Origin of the sequence: Agrobacterium vitis, from assembly GCF_014926405.1 — a bacterium.
GTDB classification, from domain to species: Bacteria; Pseudomonadota; Alphaproteobacteria; order Rhizobiales; family Rhizobiaceae; genus Allorhizobium; species Allorhizobium vitis_H.
Genome location: NZ_JACXXJ020000005.1, coordinates 2661572 through 2682058 on the forward strand (window position 1 = coordinate 2661572; position 20487 = coordinate 2682058).

Sequence of the window (20487 nt, forward strand, 5' to 3'; positions counted from 1 at the left end):
GAGGCGCCATTCTGCATAGCGTTTCGAATGAACGTCATGGCGGATGTCAGGTTCAGTTTGAACCTGACCGACTCTCAATGCCCACTCGCCAGATAGATTTGCGGCGCCACTGCCGTCATGTCCAGCTTGGGGCGGGCGATGGCGAGGAACCGGTCCAGCGGACAGGCGCCATCAACCTGTTGTTGCTCGCAGCCTGGCATGGTGATGGTCGCCTGGAGTGGCGGGTTTTTGTCATCCAGAACCGATGCATTGCGGATCTGGTCCAGCGACGGCGCGATGAACTGCATGCGCACGAACACCTTGCCCGTGGCATCGTGCAGGCGCTCGAACGCCATGGTGCCGGTGGGTGGCGTTTCATCATCGAGATAAGGCGGGATATGCCAATGCAGGCCGAGCATGGCGCCAATTTCCGCCTGCTGCGTGTCGGAACCGGCAAAGAGCAGATATTTCGCATTTGGCGGACCATCGCTGGGCGCACTATTGTTGGCCAGACCCGTTGCCGGATCGGCGGCAACCGCCAGCAAGATCTGATTGAGAAGATTGGAACCATCGCGGGCGGCAAGATAAGGAACACGATTGCCGAGATCATATTTGATCTGGCGCAGCTGCGACAGGCGGATAATGTCCGCTTCTGTCGGCACCTTGCCAAATCCGACCTGATCGGCAGGAAAACCATTGGCATATTGCAGCAGGAAGACCTGTACGACGGTGCCTGCATCCTTCAACGGGCCGACCACTTCGACGCTGGCAGGCTTTTCCCCCTTGGCCTGCTTGACCTTGATCGACCAGGGACGGTCGGACAACGTACAGGCAGCCGACGCCTCGGCCTTTTCGCAAAGCGAAGCTGCGCAGCAGTCGAGAATACCGTCGAGTTCCTGCATCAGGCTGGCGGCGCGCGCCCGGGGCTTTTCAAGATCGCCACCCGCTGCCTCCAAAATTGCAGCCTTGGCCTTGTCGGGATCGACAGCGCCAAGCTTGGTATCGGAAGGGGCATAGAGCACATCGACGCCATCCGTGGCCTCGGTATTATTGAAGCCAACTGTCAGACCACAGCCGGGAAACAGGGTGGAAAGCATCACATTGCCGGTATCGATGGTGCGCTTCACCGAACCATTCGCCCAGCCGAACACCGTGCCGGTCGCAGGGCAGCCGTCTTGCGGCAAAAGCCCCCGGCCCCGGAGCATAGCGCCCTCCCACCGTGCCAATTGTGCCGTTGCTTCAGCGCCGTGCGGCGTCAATTGACCATCGGCGGTATCCCATTGCAGCCAGGGCTTGGACGACAGCGGGGCGATTTCCTTGGCGCTGGTTTGCGGGCGCACGCCATGGCGCATCAGCACCACATACTTATCCAGCACCATGCCGCTATCGGCAAAGGCCAGTGGGGTAAAACCCGGTGCGGCAAAACCCGCTATCGCCATGCCAAGCGCGGAGAAAACCAATGTTCGAACCGATATGCCCATCGCCATGCTCCCGAAGCACCAGTCTTGAACCGAAAATGGAACAAGAACTGTGGCGGCTCACTTATCTCTGGCGGGTGACCGTTATATGACAGAACATAAAGCAGGCCATGCCGTGCTCCGTCAGGAGCGCAGCGCCGCCACTGGCGATTGGCGATAGGCAAGCCAGGCTGGCAGTGCCGAAAGCACTCCGGCAAAGACCAGCATGGCGCAGATCTGCCAACCATCCTGGCTTGCGAATTCGACCGGCAGGTTGAAGCCATTGCTGGTCTTGACGGTTTGCGAAATGACCCTTGCTGCCGCATATCCCATAGCCACACCAAACACGATACCGCCCAGGAACAGGCTGAAAAGCTCGCACCAGACGATCAGGAAGACCGAGAACCTGGGAGCGCCAAAGGCTCTGAGGGCGCCGATCTGCTTGCGGCGTTGGCCGATATGAACGACCGTCACCAGCAAGAGTGCGCCCGCCACCAGCGCCTGCGCGCCGATTGCCACGAAGGACAAAACCAGTTTCGCGTCGCCCAGCGTCGCGTAAAGCCTGGTCAGGACCTCGCCGGGGAAAACGCCGAGTGTCCGGTCGTTGCGATAGTCCTGCCGCAGCTTATAGGCGGCGGAAATGGTTTTCGGCTTGACCAGAATGGCCGGTACGCCGGGGTCTGCGGCTGAAAACTGCTCTGAGAGAGCAGCATTGGGGTCGATATGGCCGTGATGATCATGCTCGTCATGGTCTTCGCCGTGACCGGCTTCCCCCTTGTCCGCTGCTGCCTCCTCCGCATCATGATCCTCATGCTCTTCACCGAGACCGTGAATATGCCAGACGGCCTGAACCGGAACGAGGATTGCACGATCCCAGGCCGTGCCGGTGGCTTTCAGCCTGCCAACGACATGATAGGCCAGTTCGCCATGGGTATGGCCGCCTTCGGCAGCCGTGCCATGCATCGGCTTGACCGTATCGCCGGTCTTCAGTTTCACATCGGCACCGACCACCGCCTCGCCTTCAAGCGCGAACATCTGTCCTTCGGCAAAGCCCGGCGTGGTCGCAGTGATCAGCCGTGTCGTCGTACCGACAATCGGATAGCCGGAAAAACTATCGCCAAACGCCACAGGTGCTGCCCATTCCACGCGGGGATCGGTCTGCAATGTCGCCAGAACCGCACCCGGCACCAGCGGCAAGGGCGAAGGCTGCAAAAACACTGAGGACAGGACCAACTGGGTTTCCGACCCGGCTGCGCCGATCACCAGATCGAATTTATCGGCAGCCCGGGCACTGCCCAGCCGCAAAGCTCGTTCCTGCAAGGTCACCGTCACGCCAAGCGCGGTCGAGAGCGCCACCAGCAGGCAGACAACCAGCGCACCGGCCCAGAGGCGGCGCAGATCGGCAAGGATGAAACGGATCATGCGTCACCTTCCCGAGGACCGGTCTGATGCCCAACAAAGTCACCTGTGTCATGGACGATTTCACCGTTTTTCAGCTCGATCCTGCGGGGCAGGCGCTCCACCAGACGGGCATCGTGGGAAACGACGATCAAGGTGCTGCCCTCACTTTTCGCCAGATCCAGAAGAAGATCGGCAACCGCAGCCCCCGCCTCGGCGTCGAGGCTTGCGGTCGGCTCGTCGGCAATGATCACGCCGGGTTTTCTCAACAGCGCCCGGGCCACCGCCACCCGCTGCATTTCGCCACGCGACATGGTTTCAATAGCCTGATCAGGACGCCCAAGGCCGAAACGCTGCATCAAGTCGTGGGCGCGCTTGACGCAAGCAGGCGTCCCCACCCGCGCCAGCCGGGCTGGCAGCAGGATATTGTCGATGGCCGACAGGCCGGAGAACAAATGAAATTCCTGCATGACAAGACCGATATGCGCCGCGCGGAACCGGTCGCGCGCGCCCTCTGACAGACCCGACAGGTCGGTGCCGTTCCAGCGGGCATTGCCTTGGCGCAGACGCTCCAGCCCGGTCATCACATTAACAAGCGTGCTTTTGCCCGAACCGGAACCGCCGATGATCGCCAGTTGAGCCCCGGCGGCAACCTCAAGCCGGCCAATGCTTAAAACCGGCTTCGGCAGGCCCGCGTAGCGGACCGCCACATCCTCAAGAACAAGCGACATCATGGGTGATCACACCGTGCCATAAGTGGCATTTCTCAGCCGCAACAGACTAACGAAACCCGTTTCAGGGTCGGTCCAGGACCCCATTTCCAGGGTTCCAGCCACTTCGATGCGGGTTCCCGGCTGCACGAATGTCTGCTTTCTATCCAGGTAGACCACGACGATATTGTCCGGCCAGTCCGCGTCGGAGGAGCAGAACGGGCAGAGCGCCATCGGAATTTCCGTCAGCACGAAAAACGCCGCTTCCGCCTTCAGCGGCGGCGCCATGAAACCGCGCATCGCCACCGGTTTTCCGGCGGCCTGTTTGACCATATCGGAAAATTCCAGCCCGAGCACGCCAACCTTGCCATAGAGCTGGTCGAAATCGATCAGCTGCGGTGCTGCTTTTGCCGCTTTTGAGAACAGCCCAAGGGCGGCAAACCCGAAAAGGGCCAAACTGTCTCGCCGCCGAAAAGCAACCCTGCTGAGATCTTTCATCGTAACGCCTCGGCACTGAACACGGCATCGCACCACGCCATGAACCCTCAAAAAATAGAGCATTTCCAGGAAATGCGTAAAAACAAATGGTGGAAGTCTCAATAGAATAGGCTCCAGATGCGATATCCGCACCCGGAGCCGAGTATCATAGCAGGCTTAGTTGGCCTTTGGCGCACCAAGGGCAAAAGCGTCGGCCAAGACCTTGTAGACGTCGCTTTCTTCCAAATAGCCCTTGAAGCCTTCCGAACCGGCACCCGTGGCCTGAAGCACGACATCGTCAACAGCGTGAACGGCGGTGTCGGCCGAACGGGGCAGATTGCCTTCGCGGAAAACCGCACCCGGCACGGACTTATAGGCCTCGTTGGCGACGTATTGCTTCTTCTCGTTCTGAATTGCCGGCTCGAACGGACCGTCCATCTTGGGGCGGAAGGTCTCGTAATAGTCCGGGAAGTTGGACGAGAACACAGCCAGGCGACGCGATACATCGACCTTGTCCGGGAAGCCGTCGCCGTCCTTGTCTTCATAGTTCGGGAAGCCGGCATCGGCATAGACGCCGACCTTTTCGCGCATCTCAGTGCCGGGCTTGTCGTCGTCAATGGTTCCGATGATGGAAACGCCATGGGTGTGGTCGCCGGTGACGACGATCAGCGTATCGGGATGAGTCTTCAGGAATTCGAGGCCAAGCCCAATCGCCTGATCGAATTCGATGGTTTCATACATCGCCCGATCCCAATCCATTGGATGGGACATTTTATCGATGGAAGCGCCTTCGACCATCAGGAAGAAGCCGTCCTGGTTCTTGGAGAGCTGATCAAGGGCAACCTTGGTCATATCGACCAGGCCCGGCTGATCGGGGAATTTGTCGACGGTCCCCTTCTTCAGGAACTTGCGATCCAGAAGCGTATCCATGTTGCCGGTATGAAACAGACCGAGCAGCTTGCCGCTATTGGTGCCAGCAGCGGCGTCCAGTTCGGTCTTTGAGGTCGCCAGCGTATAGCCGGCATTCTTGAACTCGGCGATATAGTCCTTGTCGTCCTTGCGCTTCGAGCCGGGGATGGACTTGGACAGGAAATAGGCCGAACCGCCGCCCAGGATAACATCCGGCTTGACGTTGAACATCATGCCGACAATTTCGGCCTTATCGGCGCGGGCGCGGGTATGGGAGACCACGGCAGCGGGCGTTGCGTCTTCGATTTCAGCCGGAGAAACAATACCAATCGACTTTTTGGTGGTGCGGCGCAGCGCCTCGGCAATGGTTTCGACCTTCGGGTCATCAAGGGTATTCGGGGTGCGGTCGGCATAAACGCCAAGCGCGTTCACGGCGGTCTTGTGGCCGGTCATATAGGCCGACATGGTGTTGGCGCTATCGGTGGCGATGGCATTGGTCGAGGACGTGCCGATAAAGGCCATCCGGTCGAGGCTATCCATGTTGAGATGGCCGTTAGCCTTGCCTTCGGTCATGCCCTTGGACATGATGCGGGCGCCGGTGCGGTGGGCAACCGACAGACCGTCGCCGAGGAAGAAAATGATATTCTTGGCAACAGGCTTTTGCTGGGTCGCATAGACATCCCAGGTGACGGATTTCTTTTCGTCGCCAGCCGAAACCTCGACCTTGTAGGAGCCTGCCGGAAGCTTGACATCGCGCAGGATCAGGGCCGAACCCAGAACCTTGTCTTCCTTGCCTTTTTCTTCGGCGGTGAACTGTGCCTGGCTGCCGAACACGGCCTTGTAGTCCTGGCCGTTAACGGTGATTTTTACGTCTTCCGGCTTGACGACAGATTTCAGCTCGACCTTGAAATCAAAGGGAGAACCGGTGAGGATCGTGGCGCGATCAAGCGGATAGACCGTGGCGGCTTGAGCGCCACCTGCCAGAACCGTCGTGGTAAAAAGAGCTGCGAGAATGGTGCGCATAATGTTTCCCCCAATATGTGCCAGATGATTGCAGGGCGGTCTTAGGGCGCAGAGATGACAGGCAGATGACAACGCCCGATTGCGTGCCGATTGTCTAAATGCCTCTCAATCCTTGCGGAAGACAATGCTGGCCGTCCACCCGGTGATCACAGCCACCAGGACGGCGAAGATGCCATAGGACAAGGGCTGATTATGGGCAGCATCGGTGATTGCCTGTTCGACACCGGTCTTCACCACCCGCAGGCGCAGATCCTTCTGGGCCAGGAAGACGCCGCTCTTGAACAGATAGGCATGCACGACATGCACGCCATCGGGAATACTGGCGGGCAGCCGCAGGCTGGCGCGAAACAGATTGGTGCTGACGAAACGAATACCGGTATCGCCCTCCTGATAAAGGCCGTTCGTCTGTTGCAGGCGGCGATAGGCAGCCCGGAACTCGCCCATATTGATATCGCCAACGAAATGGCCAGTCGGCGTCAATGGCAGATAGTCGACGCCAAGCCCCAGATCGTTCAGAACCTCGCGCGGGGCAATCGCCTGCACCGGCCTGGTGCTGGCAACCGAATAGGAGGTCGGCACCCGCTCGAAAGTCAGGGATTGACGGTTGACCCAGATGCCCAGGAACCGCTCCTTGCGCCGGACGGTCGCCGCTTCGCGTGGACCTTCCAGCGTTACCACGACATCATATTGGCCGATGGCCAGCAGCAATTGATCGACATTGTTCAACGCACCAAACACGGTGAGATCCGCCCCGCGAAAATCCGAGGTAATGGCGATTTCATTGGTGGACGTGCCAATTTCCAGCGTTTCCTTGCCGGTACTGTCAGGGGTCAGAAAGGGGATCTGGGCGCTCGCGGTGCTCGCAAACAGGATTGCGCCAGAGAATGCCATCAGCGTCAGAAGCATGAACCGGCCCAGGATCATCGGCCCGTACTCCCCACCACTATGGAATAGGCATCCTCTGGAGTCATCACCAGTTCGATGGCAAGACGCAGGCCAACCGCCATCACCAGCAGGCCCAGCAGGGCGCGCAATTGTTCGCCGCGTAGCTTCTGGCCGACCCGCACCCCATATTGCGCGCCGATCACGCCAGCGATCATCAGCATGAAGGCCAGAACGATATCGACCGAATAATTGGCCTTGGCCTGGGCGATGGTGGTGAAGGCGCTGACGAAGATGATCTGGAACAGCGAGGTGCCGACCACGACATTGGTGGGGATGCGCAACAGATAGATCATCGCCGGCACCAGAATAAAGCCACCGCCGATCCCCATCGGTGTCAGCACGCCGACGAGGAAACCGAGCACCAGAATGGGGATGGCGCTGAGATAGATCTTCGATTTCTTGAAGCGCATCTTGAAGGGCAGCCGATGCACCCAATTGTGATGACCGGGGCGGCGCACGGGCGCTGGCTGCTTGCGGGCCGCACGGCGCAGAGCGCCGATGCTTTCCCAGAGCATCAGCGTGCCGATGGAGCCCAGCAGCACGACATAAAGGATAGAAATGAACAGGTCGATCTGGCCGAGCTTACGCAGAGCGACGAAAATCCACATGCCGAGCGACGCACCGAACAACCCGCCAACCAGCAGCACGCCGCCAAGCTTCAAATCCAGCGAGCCACGCCGAAAATGACTCATCGCGCCGGAAACCGAAGAGGCCACCACCTGATTGGCACCGGTGGCAACGGCAACGACGGGCGGAATATTATAGAAGATCAGCAGGGGGGTGATCAGGAACCCGCCGCCGACACCAAACATGCCCGAGAGAAAGCCAACAGCCGCGCCCATGCCGAGGATGATGAAAATATTCACCGACAGTTCCGCAATCGGCAGGTAAAGTGTCACGGCTGTCCTCGAAATGCGCCCGAAATGCCAAATTCCGCCGTCATGGCCGGAATGCCCATGACGATGCCCGTCAATCCTTACGATATCATTCGTTAAATCCCGGTAGATTTAGGGGAGCTTGCCCCAAAAATCCTCAAGCGTCACGTATTCTAAAATCGTGACGCTTGCCCGGCACCCGGCAATAATGATCACCTAAGCAGGTGTGTTTGGGCGATTGTAAGAGGAATTCGTTCGCCTGCAAGGTTAAACTCAACCACCCCGACCCAGCATCAACCGTTATGGGCCAGCAACGCCTTGACCAGTTCGTTGGAAACCTTGCCGCTTGGCTCCTGGCCCACCGAGGTCTGGAAGGCTTTGATGGCAGCAACGGTGCGGGCACCGAGCTTGCCGTCCGGCTCTCCGGCATTGAAGCCGTTCTTGTTGAGAATGGCCTGGATGTTGCGGACCGCCTTTTCCATATCGACGCTGCCGGTCTTCAGGCTCTTGCCGACCCATTCATCCGGCAGGTTGACCGTGTTGGCATCGGCATTCATTGGCATTGTCTGCCATTGCTGGACGCTCGCCTTGGCACGAGCAAGTGCAGCAGGCTGCATCGATCTTGCCACTTCTTCCTGCTTGGCAGCGGCATCCTTGTCGCCCTGGCTGGCGGCCAGCGCGAACCATTTATAGGAGGCTTCCAGATCCGGCTTCACACCCGTACCGCGCGCATAGAGCACCGCGAGATTAAACTGGCTGTCCGTCACGCCGAGGTCGGCGGCCCTGGCAAACCACTTGGCCGCAGCATCCATATCCGGCTTGCCATCGCCACCGGAGGCGTAGAGCACGGCGAGGTTATGCATGGCGCTGGCATTGCCCGCGTCAGCGGCCTGGCTGTAAAGCCCTTTCGCCCGTGTCAGGTCGCGCTGAACGCCAGTGCCTTTTTCATAAAGCCCGGCAAGGCGATATTGAGCAGGCGCCAGCCCCAGATCGGCGGCGCGCTGGAACCAGACCGCAGCCTGTGAGACATCACCGGGCAGGCCGCGTGCTTCCATATAGCGCGAACCGATTTCGAATAGGGCAGCTGGCTCGCCCGCCTTGGCAGCCGTCACCAAGGAAGCGGGAGACAGATCGGCGGGCACCTCGAACAGCGGCTTGGCAGCCTCAGTCTTCGGGGCGGCAAATCCGGCCTGGGCCGCATCCGGCATCGGCGGTTGAGACGAGAGACCGGCGACCGTCTGGCTGCCATCCATCGGGGTGGAGGAAAGGCTGGCCTGTCCTGTCGGTGACGTCACCGGAATGACCGGCGCGGAAGATAGCTCGGCCTCGGTGCTTTCCACGGCGGGCTGGGATTGCGGCGCTTCGGCCTTGATCTCGACCGCCCGAACTGGTTGTTGAGGTGCCTGCTGGATCGAAGGTGCCTCAATGGCCGCAGAGGGTGCCAGTTTGGCAGGTGCCGGTGTGGCAGGCGCTTGCGCGGCCGGAGCCGGAGCATTGCCGCCGCCAAGCGTCTTTACTGCCGAGACGGCAAGGGCCGCCAGCAAAAGCGCGCCGACCGCCATCAGGATCGGGCGACGATATCTGGAAAAGGCCGAGCCGCCAGCGACTTCGTCAGCGAGGGCTGTCCGGCTAGGGCGGCTGGCCCGATCGGTTTCCTGGGCTGCCGCCTGCGCCGCCCGGCGCGCGGCGGCAATGAAATCCATCCGGTCATCCGCTGATGCCGGTTTTACACCTGCCGCACCAAGCGCAGGTTCAGCCGGTGCAGAACCGGCCTGCTGACGCGCCCGGACCTTTTCCAGGATCTTGCGCACATCCGGCTTGCCGGAACCAGGCTCCAGCAATTCATTGGCCTCTTCCGGGGGGAGGATATCAACGGGATCGATGGAAGGCGCATCCTCGATCATCTGACGCGGGTGCGGCGCGGCGGCCTTTGCCGGTGTCGCGGTCTCGGTCTGCGCTTTCTTGATCTTCGGCTTCAGGCGCCGGCTCAAACCGGCGATCAGGCTGGGTTTCGCGACCTTCCCATCATCGCTCTGGGGACGAGCCTCGGCATGAGCGGGCGCATCGATAGTGTCTTCAGCCTGAAGAAGGTCAACAACCGGTTCCACGTCAGTCTCAACGGACGCGGTCCGCTGCGCAGCCGCAACCGCCTTATCGGCGCGATCTTCCTCACTGTTGGCGGTGGCAGTCCGGCGGTCCATCTGGTCGAGTTTTTCGGCAATCTGCACCAGGGTCTGGTGCAAAGCCTCGACGGTACGGTGGCTGCGTTCCTCCCCGCCCCGGCTGATCTCTTCCAGGTGGCGCAGGTGATCGGCGAGCACGGCCAGCGTTTCGGAAATCTGGTCCTGTCCCGGCACCTGAACGGTGGCCGGGCTTTGGCGGGCATAATTGTCCATCACAGCTTCGGCGGCCTGGCGGGCCGCCTCGACGATATACTCATCGCTGGTCGCCAGATAATCCTCAAGGGCCGTCATCCTGCCCTCGATACGCTCACCCTGGCCATTGTCCGTCAAGGGCGAGGCACTGATCAGCGCCGAGAGATGGGCGATCTGCTGTTCCAACCCGGCAATGGCGGAGCCATCACCGGATGGCGAGGCACTCGTCTCATCCAGACGGGCAGCGATGGAGTAAAGCCGGTCGTCCAGGCTGCGCAGCAGGTTTTCATCCACCGATGATACCGTCGGCTGAGCATCGATCTGATCGATTCGCCTACCGATCACGGCAATCTGCTCGGCCAGCTTGTCGCTCAGCGAAGCATGGTCCAGCGCGTCGATCTTGCGGGAGATATCGGAGAGATAGCCGGTCAGTTCGGGTTGCAGGCTTTCGCGCTGCGACATTTCCAGCATGCGGGTCAGATCGTCCAGCCGCTCTTCCAACCGCTGGGCGGCCTGCTGGTGCGCCAAATCCTCGATTTTCAACGATAGCGCTTCGAGACGGTGCTCCAGATCACCAGCCGGAAACCCTGCGGTCTGCTCCGAAATCAGTTCCAGATGATGGGCAATGGTAGCGATCCGGTCTTCCAGACGCTCGATCAGACGCGGGTCGGTGGCTTGCCCCCCATGACGGCCAGAAACGGAAATGGCGCGGGAAATCTCGTCCAGACGGTGATCAAGCTGGCCGAACTGCTCCAGCATCGCCTGGCTGTTGGGCTCCAGATGCTGGCCGATATGCTCAAGCGCCTTGGCAATGGCAACCAGCTTGTCTTCCAGGAGCCGCACGGAGCGCACATCGCCGATCGTGCCCAATTGCTGCTTGATCTCATCCAGCCGGTAGGCAAGCTGCAACAGGTCCTGCTGGATGCGCTCAGGCGCGATGGTGTCGAGCCGCGCTTCAAGCGCGCTCCAACGGGTTTCCATGGTCTGCGTGCCGCTATCGCGGGCAAGTCGGTCCATCAACGAGCGCAATTCCTCGAAATCGGCCCGCAATGCTTCGGTTTCGGGCGCGGCGGGATGGCCGATCCGCTCCAGGCTGTCGGCCATGCGCATGAAATCCTCACGCAGGCCAGCGGCTTCGCGGCTTTCTTCAGCCATCACCCTGATATCCTGGATATCGGAGCGCAAAGCACCGATTTCACCGGCAAGGCTCTCGCTGATATCCTGGCGCAGGTCGGCGCGCAGGGTAGACAGGGCCTTATAGAAATCCGGCAAGGGCGCGGCACTCCCGCCAGCCATCAGCTGCGGGGCCAATTCCAGCACCTGGGGCGGGCGCACGACTACAGTCTCCTCAGGCGCTCGATATTTCGGATCGCTGTCGCGCAGCGATGTCCGTCCCGGAGCGAGTGGGCGTGCCGCTTCCAACGCCCGTTGCCGGGCGCGGATTTCGGCCAACGGATCGAGCCGGTCGGCAGGAGCAGAAGAGGTCGCAGCAGGCGGCAGCTCTGCCGAAGCCTGCAATGGCTTATCGGAAAAAGCACTGGCTGCCGAGCGAACATCCCTGGAGACGCCGCCGGAGATGCCATTCATCAGACCTTCGATCCGCGCCTCCAGCCCCTCGATCGTGCGGCTCAGGGCATCCAGCGACGAGGCACCGACGGGGCGCGGGTCAGCCTGACGCATCTCCACCTGGTGAGGCAGCATCTGGCCGGGAGCTCTATAGCTCTGCGATGGAGACCGCTGTCCGTTCATATTCCAAACTCGCTTCGCGTTTCGGGCCTGCCCCAAGACCTGCTCCCCTCCCCCAAACCCGGGATTGGAGGTTGCAATTCTCATCTTGAGGCGGCGCAAATCATTCCGCAGCAGAATCGGGGAAACGTGGTAAACAACCCGTTAAGAATGACTGAGATTTTTAACCTTTTCGGTGTGGGCATCCTATTGTGCCGCCAAACGGGAACTCCAGCGTGATATATGCGCGACGATCATCGCCCCTTTCGTCTCCGCTGCACAAATTCCTTGTACATCTTGCCTATCCGTTGGCAGGGCGCATTCTTCAAATTCACATTTTTGCGTATTGACGTTTACGCGCACGTCAATATTTTGTAAGACAGAACATCGCCGGGGAGGACGCCGGCCGCAATCTGGAGGACATTGACCATGCCCGTCTATAAGGCACCTGTCGCGGACACGCTTTTCATCCTGAACACAGTGCTGGGCCTGGAGCGCTACAACAACCTGCCCGGTTTTGAAGACGCGACGCCCGACATGATCGAGGCGATTGTCGGCGAGGCCGCCAAGCTTGCCGAAGAACAGCTGTTTCCGCTCAATCTGTCCGGCGACCAGGAAGGCTGTACCCGCAATGCGGATGGCTCCGTTGCCGTGCCGAAGGGCTTCAAGGAAGCCTATGACGCCTACTGCGCCGGTGGCTGGAGCGGCCTTGCCGTCCCACCGGAATATGGCGGCCAGGGCCTGCCTTACGTGCTGCATGCTGCCGTTGGTGAATATATGTCGTCGGCCAATATGGCGCTGATGATGTACCCAGGCCTGACACAAGGGGCGATTGCCGCCATTCTGGCGCATGGGTCTGACGCGCAAAAGGCCACCTATCTGCCGAAAATGGTCGAAGGCACCTGGTCCGGCACCATGAACCTGACTGAGCCCCATTGCGGCACCGACCTTGGTCTGCTGCGCACCAAGGCCGTGCCGAATGGCGATGGCACCTATAAAATTTCCGGCCAGAAGATCTTCATCTCGGCTGGTGAACACGGGATGAGCGAGAATATCATCCATCTGGTTCTCGCCCGTATCGAAGGTGCGCCTGAGGGCACCAAGGGCATTTCACTGTTCATTGTGCCGAAAGTCATTGTCGGTGAAGATGGCACGCTGGGTGCCAGAAATGGCGTTTCCTGTGGCGCAATCGAACACAAGATGGGCATTCACGGCAATGCCACCTGCGTGATGAACTATGACGAGGCCACCGGCTATTTGATCGGCGCGGAGAACAAAGGCCTTTCGGCCATGTTCGTGATGATGAACGAGGCCCGTCTGGGCGTCGGCCTGCAAGGCCTGTCGATTGCCGAAGTCGCCTATCAGAATGCCGTGACCTATGCGCGGGAGCGTATTCAGGGCCGCTCGCTGTCTGGCGCAAAGGCACCGGATAAAAAGGCCGATCCGATCATCGTCCACCCCGATATTCGCCGCGCCCTGATGACCATCAAGGCCTTCAACGAGGCAGGCCGCGCCTTCACGCTCTGGACCGCGCTGAAATCCGACATTGCCCACCGCGCCGGTGATGCGGCTGAAAAGCAAACCGCCGATGATATTCTCGGCCTGATGACACCGATCCTCAAGGGTGTTTTGACCGACAAGGGCTTTGACCATGCGGTTATGGCCCAGCAGGTCTATGGCGGCCATGGCTATATCGAAGAATGGGGCATGAGCCAGTATGTACGCGATGCCCGCATCGCGATGATTTATGAAGGGGCGAACGGCATTCAGGCGCTGGATCTGGTCGGCCGCAAGCTGGGCTTGAACGGTGGACGGGCCGTGATGGCGCTGTTCAACGAAATCGGTGCCTTCTGCGAGGAAAACCGCGAGAATGAAAAGCTATCCTTCTTCACCAAGCAGCTGAAGAAGGGGCTGAACGACGCGCAAGGTGCGACCATGTGGTTCATGCAAAATGCCATGGCCAAGCCCGACAATGCCGGTGCTGGCTCGACCGATTACATGCATCTCTTCGGTCTGGTTGTGCTGGGCTATATGTGGGCCAAAATGGCCAAGGCCGCCCATGAGGCACTGGATGGCTGTGCTAGTGATGCGGATTATTACAACAACAAGCTGTTGACCGGTCGCTACTTCATGGAAAAGATCATGCCGGAAACCGCCTTGCGCAAGTCGCGCATCGAAGCGGGTGCTGACAGCGTGATGGCGATGGCTGCCGAGGCATTTTGATTAAATACGGCTTCTCCCCACCGGGGATAAACCATTGAAAAAATTCAGGAGCTTTGCGCTCCGGGGAGAGAGACGATGACTGAAGTCTATGTTTACGACCACGTGCGCACGCCGCGCGGCCGCGGCAAGAAGGATGGCGCACTGCATGAAGTGCCATCCGTGCGCCTTGCCGCCAAGGCGCTGGAAGCCATCCGCGACCGCAACGGTCTCGACACATCCACCGTCGATGACATCATCATGGGTTGCGTCGATCCTGTCATGGATGCTGGCGCCGTGATCCCCAAGGCTGCGGCCTTTGAGGCGGGTTATTCCACCAAGGCTCCGGGCATACAGATTTCGCGTTTCTGCGCGTCTGGTCTTGATGCCATCAATCTGGCCGCAGGCAAGATTGCCACGGGTGCGGATGATATCGTCATTGCGGGTGGCGTGGAGAGCATGTCACGTGTTGGCCTTGGCATGTCGGGTGGGGCGTGGTTCATGGACCCATCGGTCAACTTCCCGGCCTTTTTCATGCCGCAGGGCGTGTCCGCCGATCTGATCGCCACAAAGTATGGCTTCTCCCGCGATGATGTGGATGCCTATGCGGTGGAAAGCCAGAAACGCTCCGCCAATTCCTGGGCAAATGGCTATTTCGACAAATCGGTCGTCGCCGTGAAGGACCAGAATGGCCTGACCATTCTGGATCGCGACGAACATATGCGCCCCGGCACGGACATGCAGTCGCTGGCAGGTCTCAACCCTTCCTTCCAGATGCCCGGTGAAATGGGCGGCTTTGAAGCCGTCGGCATTCAGGCGCATCCCGAAATCGAGAAAATCAACTACGTCCACCACGCGGGCAATTCGTCCGGCATCGTCGATGGCTCCGGCGTTGTGCTGCTTGGCTCCAAGACCGGCGGCGAGAGCATGGGCTTGAAGCCCCGCGCCCGCATTCGCGCCTTTGCCAATATCGGCTCCGATCCGGCCTTGATGCTGACCGGCCCTGTCGATGTGACGGAAAAGCTGTTGAAGAAAACCGGCATGACGCTGGCCGACATCGATCTGTTCGAGCTGAACGAAGCCTTTGCCGCCGTGGTTCTGCGCTTCATGCAGCATTTTGACGTGTCCCATGATGTCATGAACGTTAATGGCGGCGCGATTGCCATGGGCCACCCGCTGGGTGCCACAGGCGCGATGATCCTCGGCACCGTGCTGGATGAGCTGGAGCGGCGGGATCTGAACACCGCGCTTGTCACGCTCTGCATCGGGGCTGGCATGGGCACCGCCACCGTTATTGAACGAGTCTGATCGGGAGGGATGACAATGACCTATAAGAATTTCACCGTTGAGACCGATGCAGACGGCATTGCCCTTGTCACCTGGGACATGCCCGACAAGAGCATGAATGTCTTCACCATGGAGGTGATGGACGAAATCGAAGCGATTGTGGATGCCACCGTCGCGGATGCAGCCGTCAAGGGCGTGGTGTTCACGTCAGGCAAATCCGCCTTTTCCGGCGGAGCCGATCTCAGCATGATCCGCGGCATGTTCTCCATGGTAGAGGAAGAACGCGCCAAGGACCCGGCCAATGCCGTGCAAAAACTGTTCGACGCCGCTGGCCGGATGAGCTGGCTGTGGCGCAAGATCGAGACCAATGGCAAGCCCTGGGTATCGGCCATCAACGGCACCTGCATGGGCGGCGCATTCGAACTCTCCCTGTCTTGCCATGGCCGCGTGGTCTCCAACGGCAAATCGGTGAAGCTGGCGCTGCCCGAAGTCAAGGTTGGCATTTTCCCCGGCGCGGGTGGCACGCAGCGTGTGCCGCGTCTGGCCAATGCCCAGGACGCCCTGCAAATGATGACCACCGGCCAGACCCTGACGCCGCAACGCGCCAAGGCCATGAACCTCGTGCATCAGGTGGTGGAGCCGGACCAGCTCATTACAGCCGCAAAGCAGATGATCAAGGATGGCTTGAAGCCGGTTGCCCCCTGGGATGAAAAAGGCTTCAAAGCCCCAGGCGGTGGCATCTGGACACCGGCATCGGCCCAGCTTTGGCCAGCGGCACCGGCTGTGCTGCGCCGTGAAACCTCCGGCAATTACCCGGCCGCCCTGGCGATCCTGAAATGCGTTTACGAAGGCTTGCAGGTGCCGTTCGACACCGGCCTTCGCATCGAGCAGCGCTATTTCACCGAAATCGTCCAGACCACTGAAGCCTTCTCGATGATCCGCTCGCTGTTCATCTCACTTCAGGAGCTTGGCAAGGGCGCGCGCCGCCCGGCTGGCCAGCCGAAAAGCACCATCAAGAAGGTTGGCGTGGTTGGCGCTGGTTTCATGGGCGCATCGATTGCCTATGTCACCGCCGCCGCCGGTCTGCCCGTAGTGCTGATCGACCGCGACATGGAGGCTGCCAACAAGGGCAGGTCCGTGGCCGAAGGCCTGGTGTCGGGTGCAATCGGCAAGGGCAAGATGAGCAAGGAAGACGGCGAAAAGCTGCTGTCTCTGATCACGCCCAGCGACGATTATTCCGCCCTGTCGGATGCCGATCTGGTGATCGAAGCGGTGTTTGAAGACCGCGACGTCAAGAAGGCCGTGATTGAAAAGATTGAGGCCGTGCTGCCGGAAGGGGCAATTTTTGCCTCCAACACCTCGACCCTGCCGATCACGGGTCTTGCCAAGAACTCCAAACGCCCAGTGGATTTCATCGGCATCCATTTCTTCTCGCCGGTCGAAAAGATGATGCTGACGGAAGTCATCCTCGGCAAGGAGACCGGCGACAAGGCGCTGGCGGTGGCTCTCGACTATGTGGCAGCCATCAAGAAGACACCGATTGTCGTCAATGACACCCGTGGTTTCTTCGTCAACCGCTGCGTACTGCGCTACATGGCGGAAAGCTACGACATGTTGCTGGAAGGCGTGCCGCCGGTGATGATCGAAAATGCCGCGAAATTCGCCGGCATGCCGGTTGGTCCGCTGTCCCTCAACGATGAAGTGGCAATCGATCTGTCCTACAAGATCCTCAAGGCCACCATTGCCGATCTTGGTGAGAAGGCCGTGGACCCGCGCCATATGGAACTGGTGGCCCGCATGGTCGAGAAGGAAGAACGCTTTGGTCGCAAGAACGGCAAGGGTTTCTATGATTACCCCGCCAAGCCTGCCAAAAAGCATGTCTGGCCGGGCCTGAAGGACTTTTATCCGCAGCAAAAGCCTGATGACGTCAATGTCAAAACCCTGCAAGAGCGTTTCCTGGCGACCATCGCCCTGGAAGCGGCCCGCACCATGGAAGAAGGCATCGTGGTTGACCCGCGCGAAGCTGATGTCGGCTCTATCCTCGGCTTCGGCTTTGCCCCCTATACCGGCGGCGCGCTGTCCTACATCGACGGCATGGGCGTGAAGACCTTCGTGGCACTCTGCGAACGGCTGGCCAAGGACTACGGCCCGCATTTTGCACCAACGCCGCTGCTCAAGGAGATGGCGCAGAAGGGCGAGACCTTCTACGGGCGGTTTGATCCCTATGGGGCAGCCAAGCAGGCGGCCTGATTGCCAGGCAAAATAGAACGGGGAGGCAGAAATGCCTCCCCGCTTTTATGTGGTCATAGGGTTTAAGCTTTGACCCAATCGCCCTGAATAGGCCTGGCGAAATAAGCCAATACAGCAATCATGCAAATTTCAATCGATACCGACCAATAGATATGGCCGAGGATCTCGCTCCAGAGTTCAAACCCGTTGAGGTTCCACAGCCATCCTGTGGCGCCATTGGCGTAAACCGGATTTCTAAAGCCGAGCAGCGGGATGAGAAATCCATGCATCACCACGGTGATGATCAATCCATAAAACGCGCCATACCAGAGCCTGATCTTCGGCCAATAAGCGGAAGCGAAAACATAGACCAAAGCAAAGGCGAAACTGAACAGCCAGTGATACAGCGTGACAGCTCCAGGCACGGTGACGCCCTGATAGATGTAATCGAGCGAATGCGAATTGAAGCCAAATCCTCCAAGCCACGCATCGATATGAGCACCCGGAGGTGACACTTCGCCCGGCACGCGCGGCGGCATATTGACCTCAGATCCCCATTTGACCAGTGAACTGATGAAACCGCCTATGAGGGTGGTCCAGACAATAACCTGTCGATTGACCTTATTTTCCAACATTATAAATATCCTTCTGGCGGATACCCCTAAAGACCAGGGGCTTTTGCAAAAAATGCAACGGCACGAGCGTCAAATCGTGACTTATCCTCATGAATTACAATAGGAATATGCGTGCATCCATCATGACTGCCGTTGTCTGGATCATGGGAGAAAACACGTCCACCGCCCTTGATCCTGATCAAGGTTGGTCTGGATTTCATTGATGCCGTAGGATGCAGACTTCAATTTTAAGGTGTGAGTGGATTTTACCGAACACACAAAAACGCTGTAGTTCCTTAAATTTCTTGCAGAATTCTCATCTGAAATTGGGTTGGATTTAAGGTAAACGTTGTGAAGGCAACGATTGCCGATCCGGCTCCGGCACGGTTAACTTCAAGACGACATGAACTGGCAGCAATGCCAGCATTTTTATGAATGATTTCATATCTCTACATTTCAGCAGCACCGCTAAAACTTTACAGATGCGCCTTAAAGAATGTCACCACCTGGCTGTTAAGGCCCTGATGAAAGGCGGCTCGATCAAACCCCGGCCTATCACTGCAAAGTTCTGGGAGGCTTTTGGTCAGTTCTGCGGGGCAAACGGTCAAAAATGCAAAGTGCTCAGAGTTTGGCACGACATGAAAGTCAGGTTTGTCAGGCAAGTTACGAGCAACTGTCAAAAGGTTTTCTGGAGAGACACCATCTCCACCATATTGAGAACCCCACATCTGGATGGGTGCGTTGACATTTTGCACACTGCTTGGCGCAGAAAAAACACTGCTGAGTGGATCGGCGATCACAAATGCCTTGATACGCTGGTCATGATGCAAAGCGACGTTCGGAAAGGCGTCCCGGTTCGCATGATCACAGGCGGCTCCAGTCTGATCTTGGCACGGTGAACGCAAGCTTCCAAAATCCGGGTTCGCCCCTGCCAGAACAAGCCCGGTATATCCACCTCGGGAAAATCCGAAAAAGCCGATAGACTGAGGATCAATCCTGGCTGCATCCGGGGAAGAGCCGAGCATGAAGTCGATGACCCGCTTCACGTCCACCGGACGACTGATCAAAGCCTTGAGATTATGCTGTCTCTCTTTGTTTGCAGCGGTATCGTCAGGGTGATTGATCGCCACAACGACAAATCCTGCGTCTGCCAATGCCTCTGCCGTGTCATGATGGCTGAGATTGGTGCCGCCGAAGCCATGGGAAATCACAATCAGTGGTCGATTTTCTCCCTCAACCGGACAATCTCGAACCCCCGAAAGAATAAAGGGGCCAGCCTTAATCTCTCCATCTGGCTTTGCACAGGGCGACCACTCCACAGCTTTCAGCAGGGGTCCTTCACCATCGGCAGGAATGTCGAAGGACTTCAAACCCGCACTATTCGCCTGCCCTGCGGTCAAAATAAGCACCGCAGCAAGCAGAAATCTCCCAACCCTCACGGCAACCCCTCCAGCGAGACCGACAACCCTGGACTGGTAGTCACGACATTTAGAGGATGAGGTCAAGACGAAAGGCGGAATACCGCATCCTGTTTCTTCCATCACCGCAAAGCAATATACCGATCCGACCGATGGTTGATCAGCACGAACACATTCAGCACCACAGCCCCGATAATCGAGCAACCGACCACCCACGGGCTGACCACGGTAAAGGCCAGCGCCATGACCACGACGTCAAAGGCCAATTGCACCAATCCCGCCTGGATGCCAAAACGGTCCTGGACGAAGACCGCGAGGATACCGATGCCGCCGAGGCTGGCGCGGTGGCGGTAAAGCGCCAGCAGGCCGAAGCCGAGCAACAGTCCCGCGAGGATGGCGCCCCAGACCGGATTGATGCTCTCGATGACGATGAAGCGGCTTTCGATTTCGACGAGAAACGAGGTCAGCGCCACGGCCACGAAGGTTTTGAGGGTAAAATCCCAGCCGACCCGTTTGATGGAGAGAATGTAGAAAGGCATGTTGAGCAGGAAGAACACCAGACCGAAGCTCCAGCCCGTCCAGTAATGGATGACGAAGGCAAGACCCGCCATGCCGCTGGTGACGAGACCAATCTTGGCAATGAGATAGAGGCCGAGCGCCGAAATCATCGTGCCGCAGATAATACCCTGGATATCCTCGGCCCGGTTGTGACGGGCGGGATTGTCGTTCCAGATGCCGAACAGATTGCTCATCAATGCCATCACCATTCTCCATCTGGACGGGCGGTTTCTTCCGCAGTTTCATCCATGAAGATGCCTGAAAATCGGCAGGTTTCAAGCGGGTTGCGTCAGCAAGACTGACCTATCG

General features: G+C 58.9%; 14 protein-coding genes. 3 read left to right on the forward strand and 11 right to left on the reverse strand.

What is annotated here, in order from left to right; genetic code table 11:
* Window positions 1-74 precede the first annotated feature (74 nt).
* The 8 genes from IEI95_RS23695 to IEI95_RS23730 all read right to left on the reverse strand — a co-directional run bounded on the left by IEI95_RS23695 (window position 75) and on the right by IEI95_RS23730 (window position 11849).
* A complete protein-coding gene (locus tag IEI95_RS23695) occupies window positions 75-1460 on the reverse strand; it encodes a histidine-type phosphatase (protein WP_194417097.1) in 1386 nt (461 codons plus the stop codon).
* A gap of 120 nt (window positions 1461-1580) precedes the next feature.
* Window positions 1581-2858 carry an ABC transporter permease gene (locus tag IEI95_RS23700; RefSeq protein WP_156537813.1) on the reverse strand — a complete coding sequence of 426 codons (1278 nt, stop codon included), beginning with the start codon at window positions 2856-2858 and terminating at the stop codon, window positions 1581-1583.
* A complete protein-coding gene (locus IEI95_RS23705) occupies window positions 2855-3568 on the reverse strand; it encodes an ABC transporter ATP-binding protein (protein WP_156531392.1) in 714 nt (237 codons plus the stop codon). The genes IEI95_RS23700 and IEI95_RS23705 overlap by 4 nt, the downstream gene beginning before the upstream one ends.
* Window positions 3569-3574: 6 nt before the next feature.
* Entirely contained in the window at window positions 3575-4042 is a 468-nt protein-coding gene (locus tag IEI95_RS23710) for a hypothetical protein (protein WP_156537814.1), read from the reverse strand.
* 156 nt (window positions 4043-4198) lie between these two features.
* Window positions 4199-5953, reverse strand: coding sequence for an alkaline phosphatase (locus IEI95_RS23715; protein ID WP_060716358.1), 1755 nt, complete (start codon window positions 5951-5953; stop codon window positions 4199-4201).
* A gap of 105 nt (window positions 5954-6058) precedes the next feature.
* Window positions 6059-6853, reverse strand: coding sequence for a TIGR02186 family protein (locus IEI95_RS23720; RefSeq protein WP_420360078.1), 795 nt, complete (start codon window positions 6851-6853; stop codon window positions 6059-6061).
* Window positions 6854-6873: 20 nt separating this feature from the next.
* Window positions 6874-7797, reverse strand: coding sequence for a sulfite exporter TauE/SafE family protein (locus IEI95_RS23725; protein ID WP_174082665.1), 924 nt, complete (start codon window positions 7795-7797; stop codon window positions 6874-6876).
* Window positions 7798-8066: 269 nt separating this feature from the next.
* Complete coding sequence (locus IEI95_RS23730) at window positions 8067-11849, reverse strand: peptidoglycan-binding protein (protein WP_234890859.1); 3783 nt, start codon at window positions 11847-11849, stop codon at window positions 8067-8069.
* Window positions 11850-12302: 453 nt separating this feature from the next.
* Between IEI95_RS23730 and IEI95_RS23735 the strand changes: the two genes are divergently transcribed.
* The 3 genes from IEI95_RS23735 to IEI95_RS23745 all read left to right on the forward strand — a co-directional run bounded on the left by IEI95_RS23735 (window position 12303) and on the right by IEI95_RS23745 (window position 17609).
* Window positions 12303-14096, forward strand: a complete 1794-nt coding sequence (locus tag IEI95_RS23735) for an acyl-CoA dehydrogenase C-terminal domain-containing protein (protein WP_156531391.1) — start codon at window positions 12303-12305, stop codon at window positions 14094-14096.
* A gap of 75 nt (window positions 14097-14171) precedes the next feature.
* Entirely contained in the window at window positions 14172-15380 is a 1209-nt protein-coding gene (locus IEI95_RS23740) for an acetyl-CoA C-acetyltransferase (RefSeq protein ID WP_015914853.1), read from the forward strand.
* Between the two features lie 15 nt (window positions 15381-15395).
* Window positions 15396-17609 carry an FAD-dependent oxidoreductase gene (locus IEI95_RS23745; protein ID WP_156537815.1) on the forward strand — a complete coding sequence of 738 codons (2214 nt, stop codon included), beginning with the start codon at window positions 15396-15398 and terminating at the stop codon, window positions 17607-17609.
* A gap of 62 nt (window positions 17610-17671) precedes the next feature.
* Here the strand turns inward: IEI95_RS23745 and IEI95_RS23750 are convergent, their stop codons facing one another.
* The 3 genes from IEI95_RS23750 to IEI95_RS23760 all read right to left on the reverse strand — a co-directional run bounded on the left by IEI95_RS23750 (window position 17672) and on the right by IEI95_RS23760 (window position 20381).
* Entirely contained in the window at window positions 17672-18223 is a 552-nt protein-coding gene (locus IEI95_RS23750) for a YagU family protein (protein WP_156531389.1), read from the reverse strand.
* A gap of 455 nt (window positions 18224-18678) precedes the next feature.
* On the reverse strand, window positions 18679-19641 hold the full coding sequence (locus IEI95_RS23755; protein WP_204166271.1) for an alpha/beta hydrolase family protein: 963 nt from the start codon (window positions 19639-19641) through the stop codon (window positions 18679-18681).
* A gap of 101 nt (window positions 19642-19742) precedes the next feature.
* Window positions 19743-20381 (reverse strand): DUF6198 family protein, encoded by a 639-nt coding sequence (locus IEI95_RS23760; protein ID WP_174109925.1) that lies wholly within the window; start codon window positions 20379-20381, stop codon window positions 19743-19745.
* Between the last annotated feature and the right edge of the window lie 106 nt (window positions 20382-20487).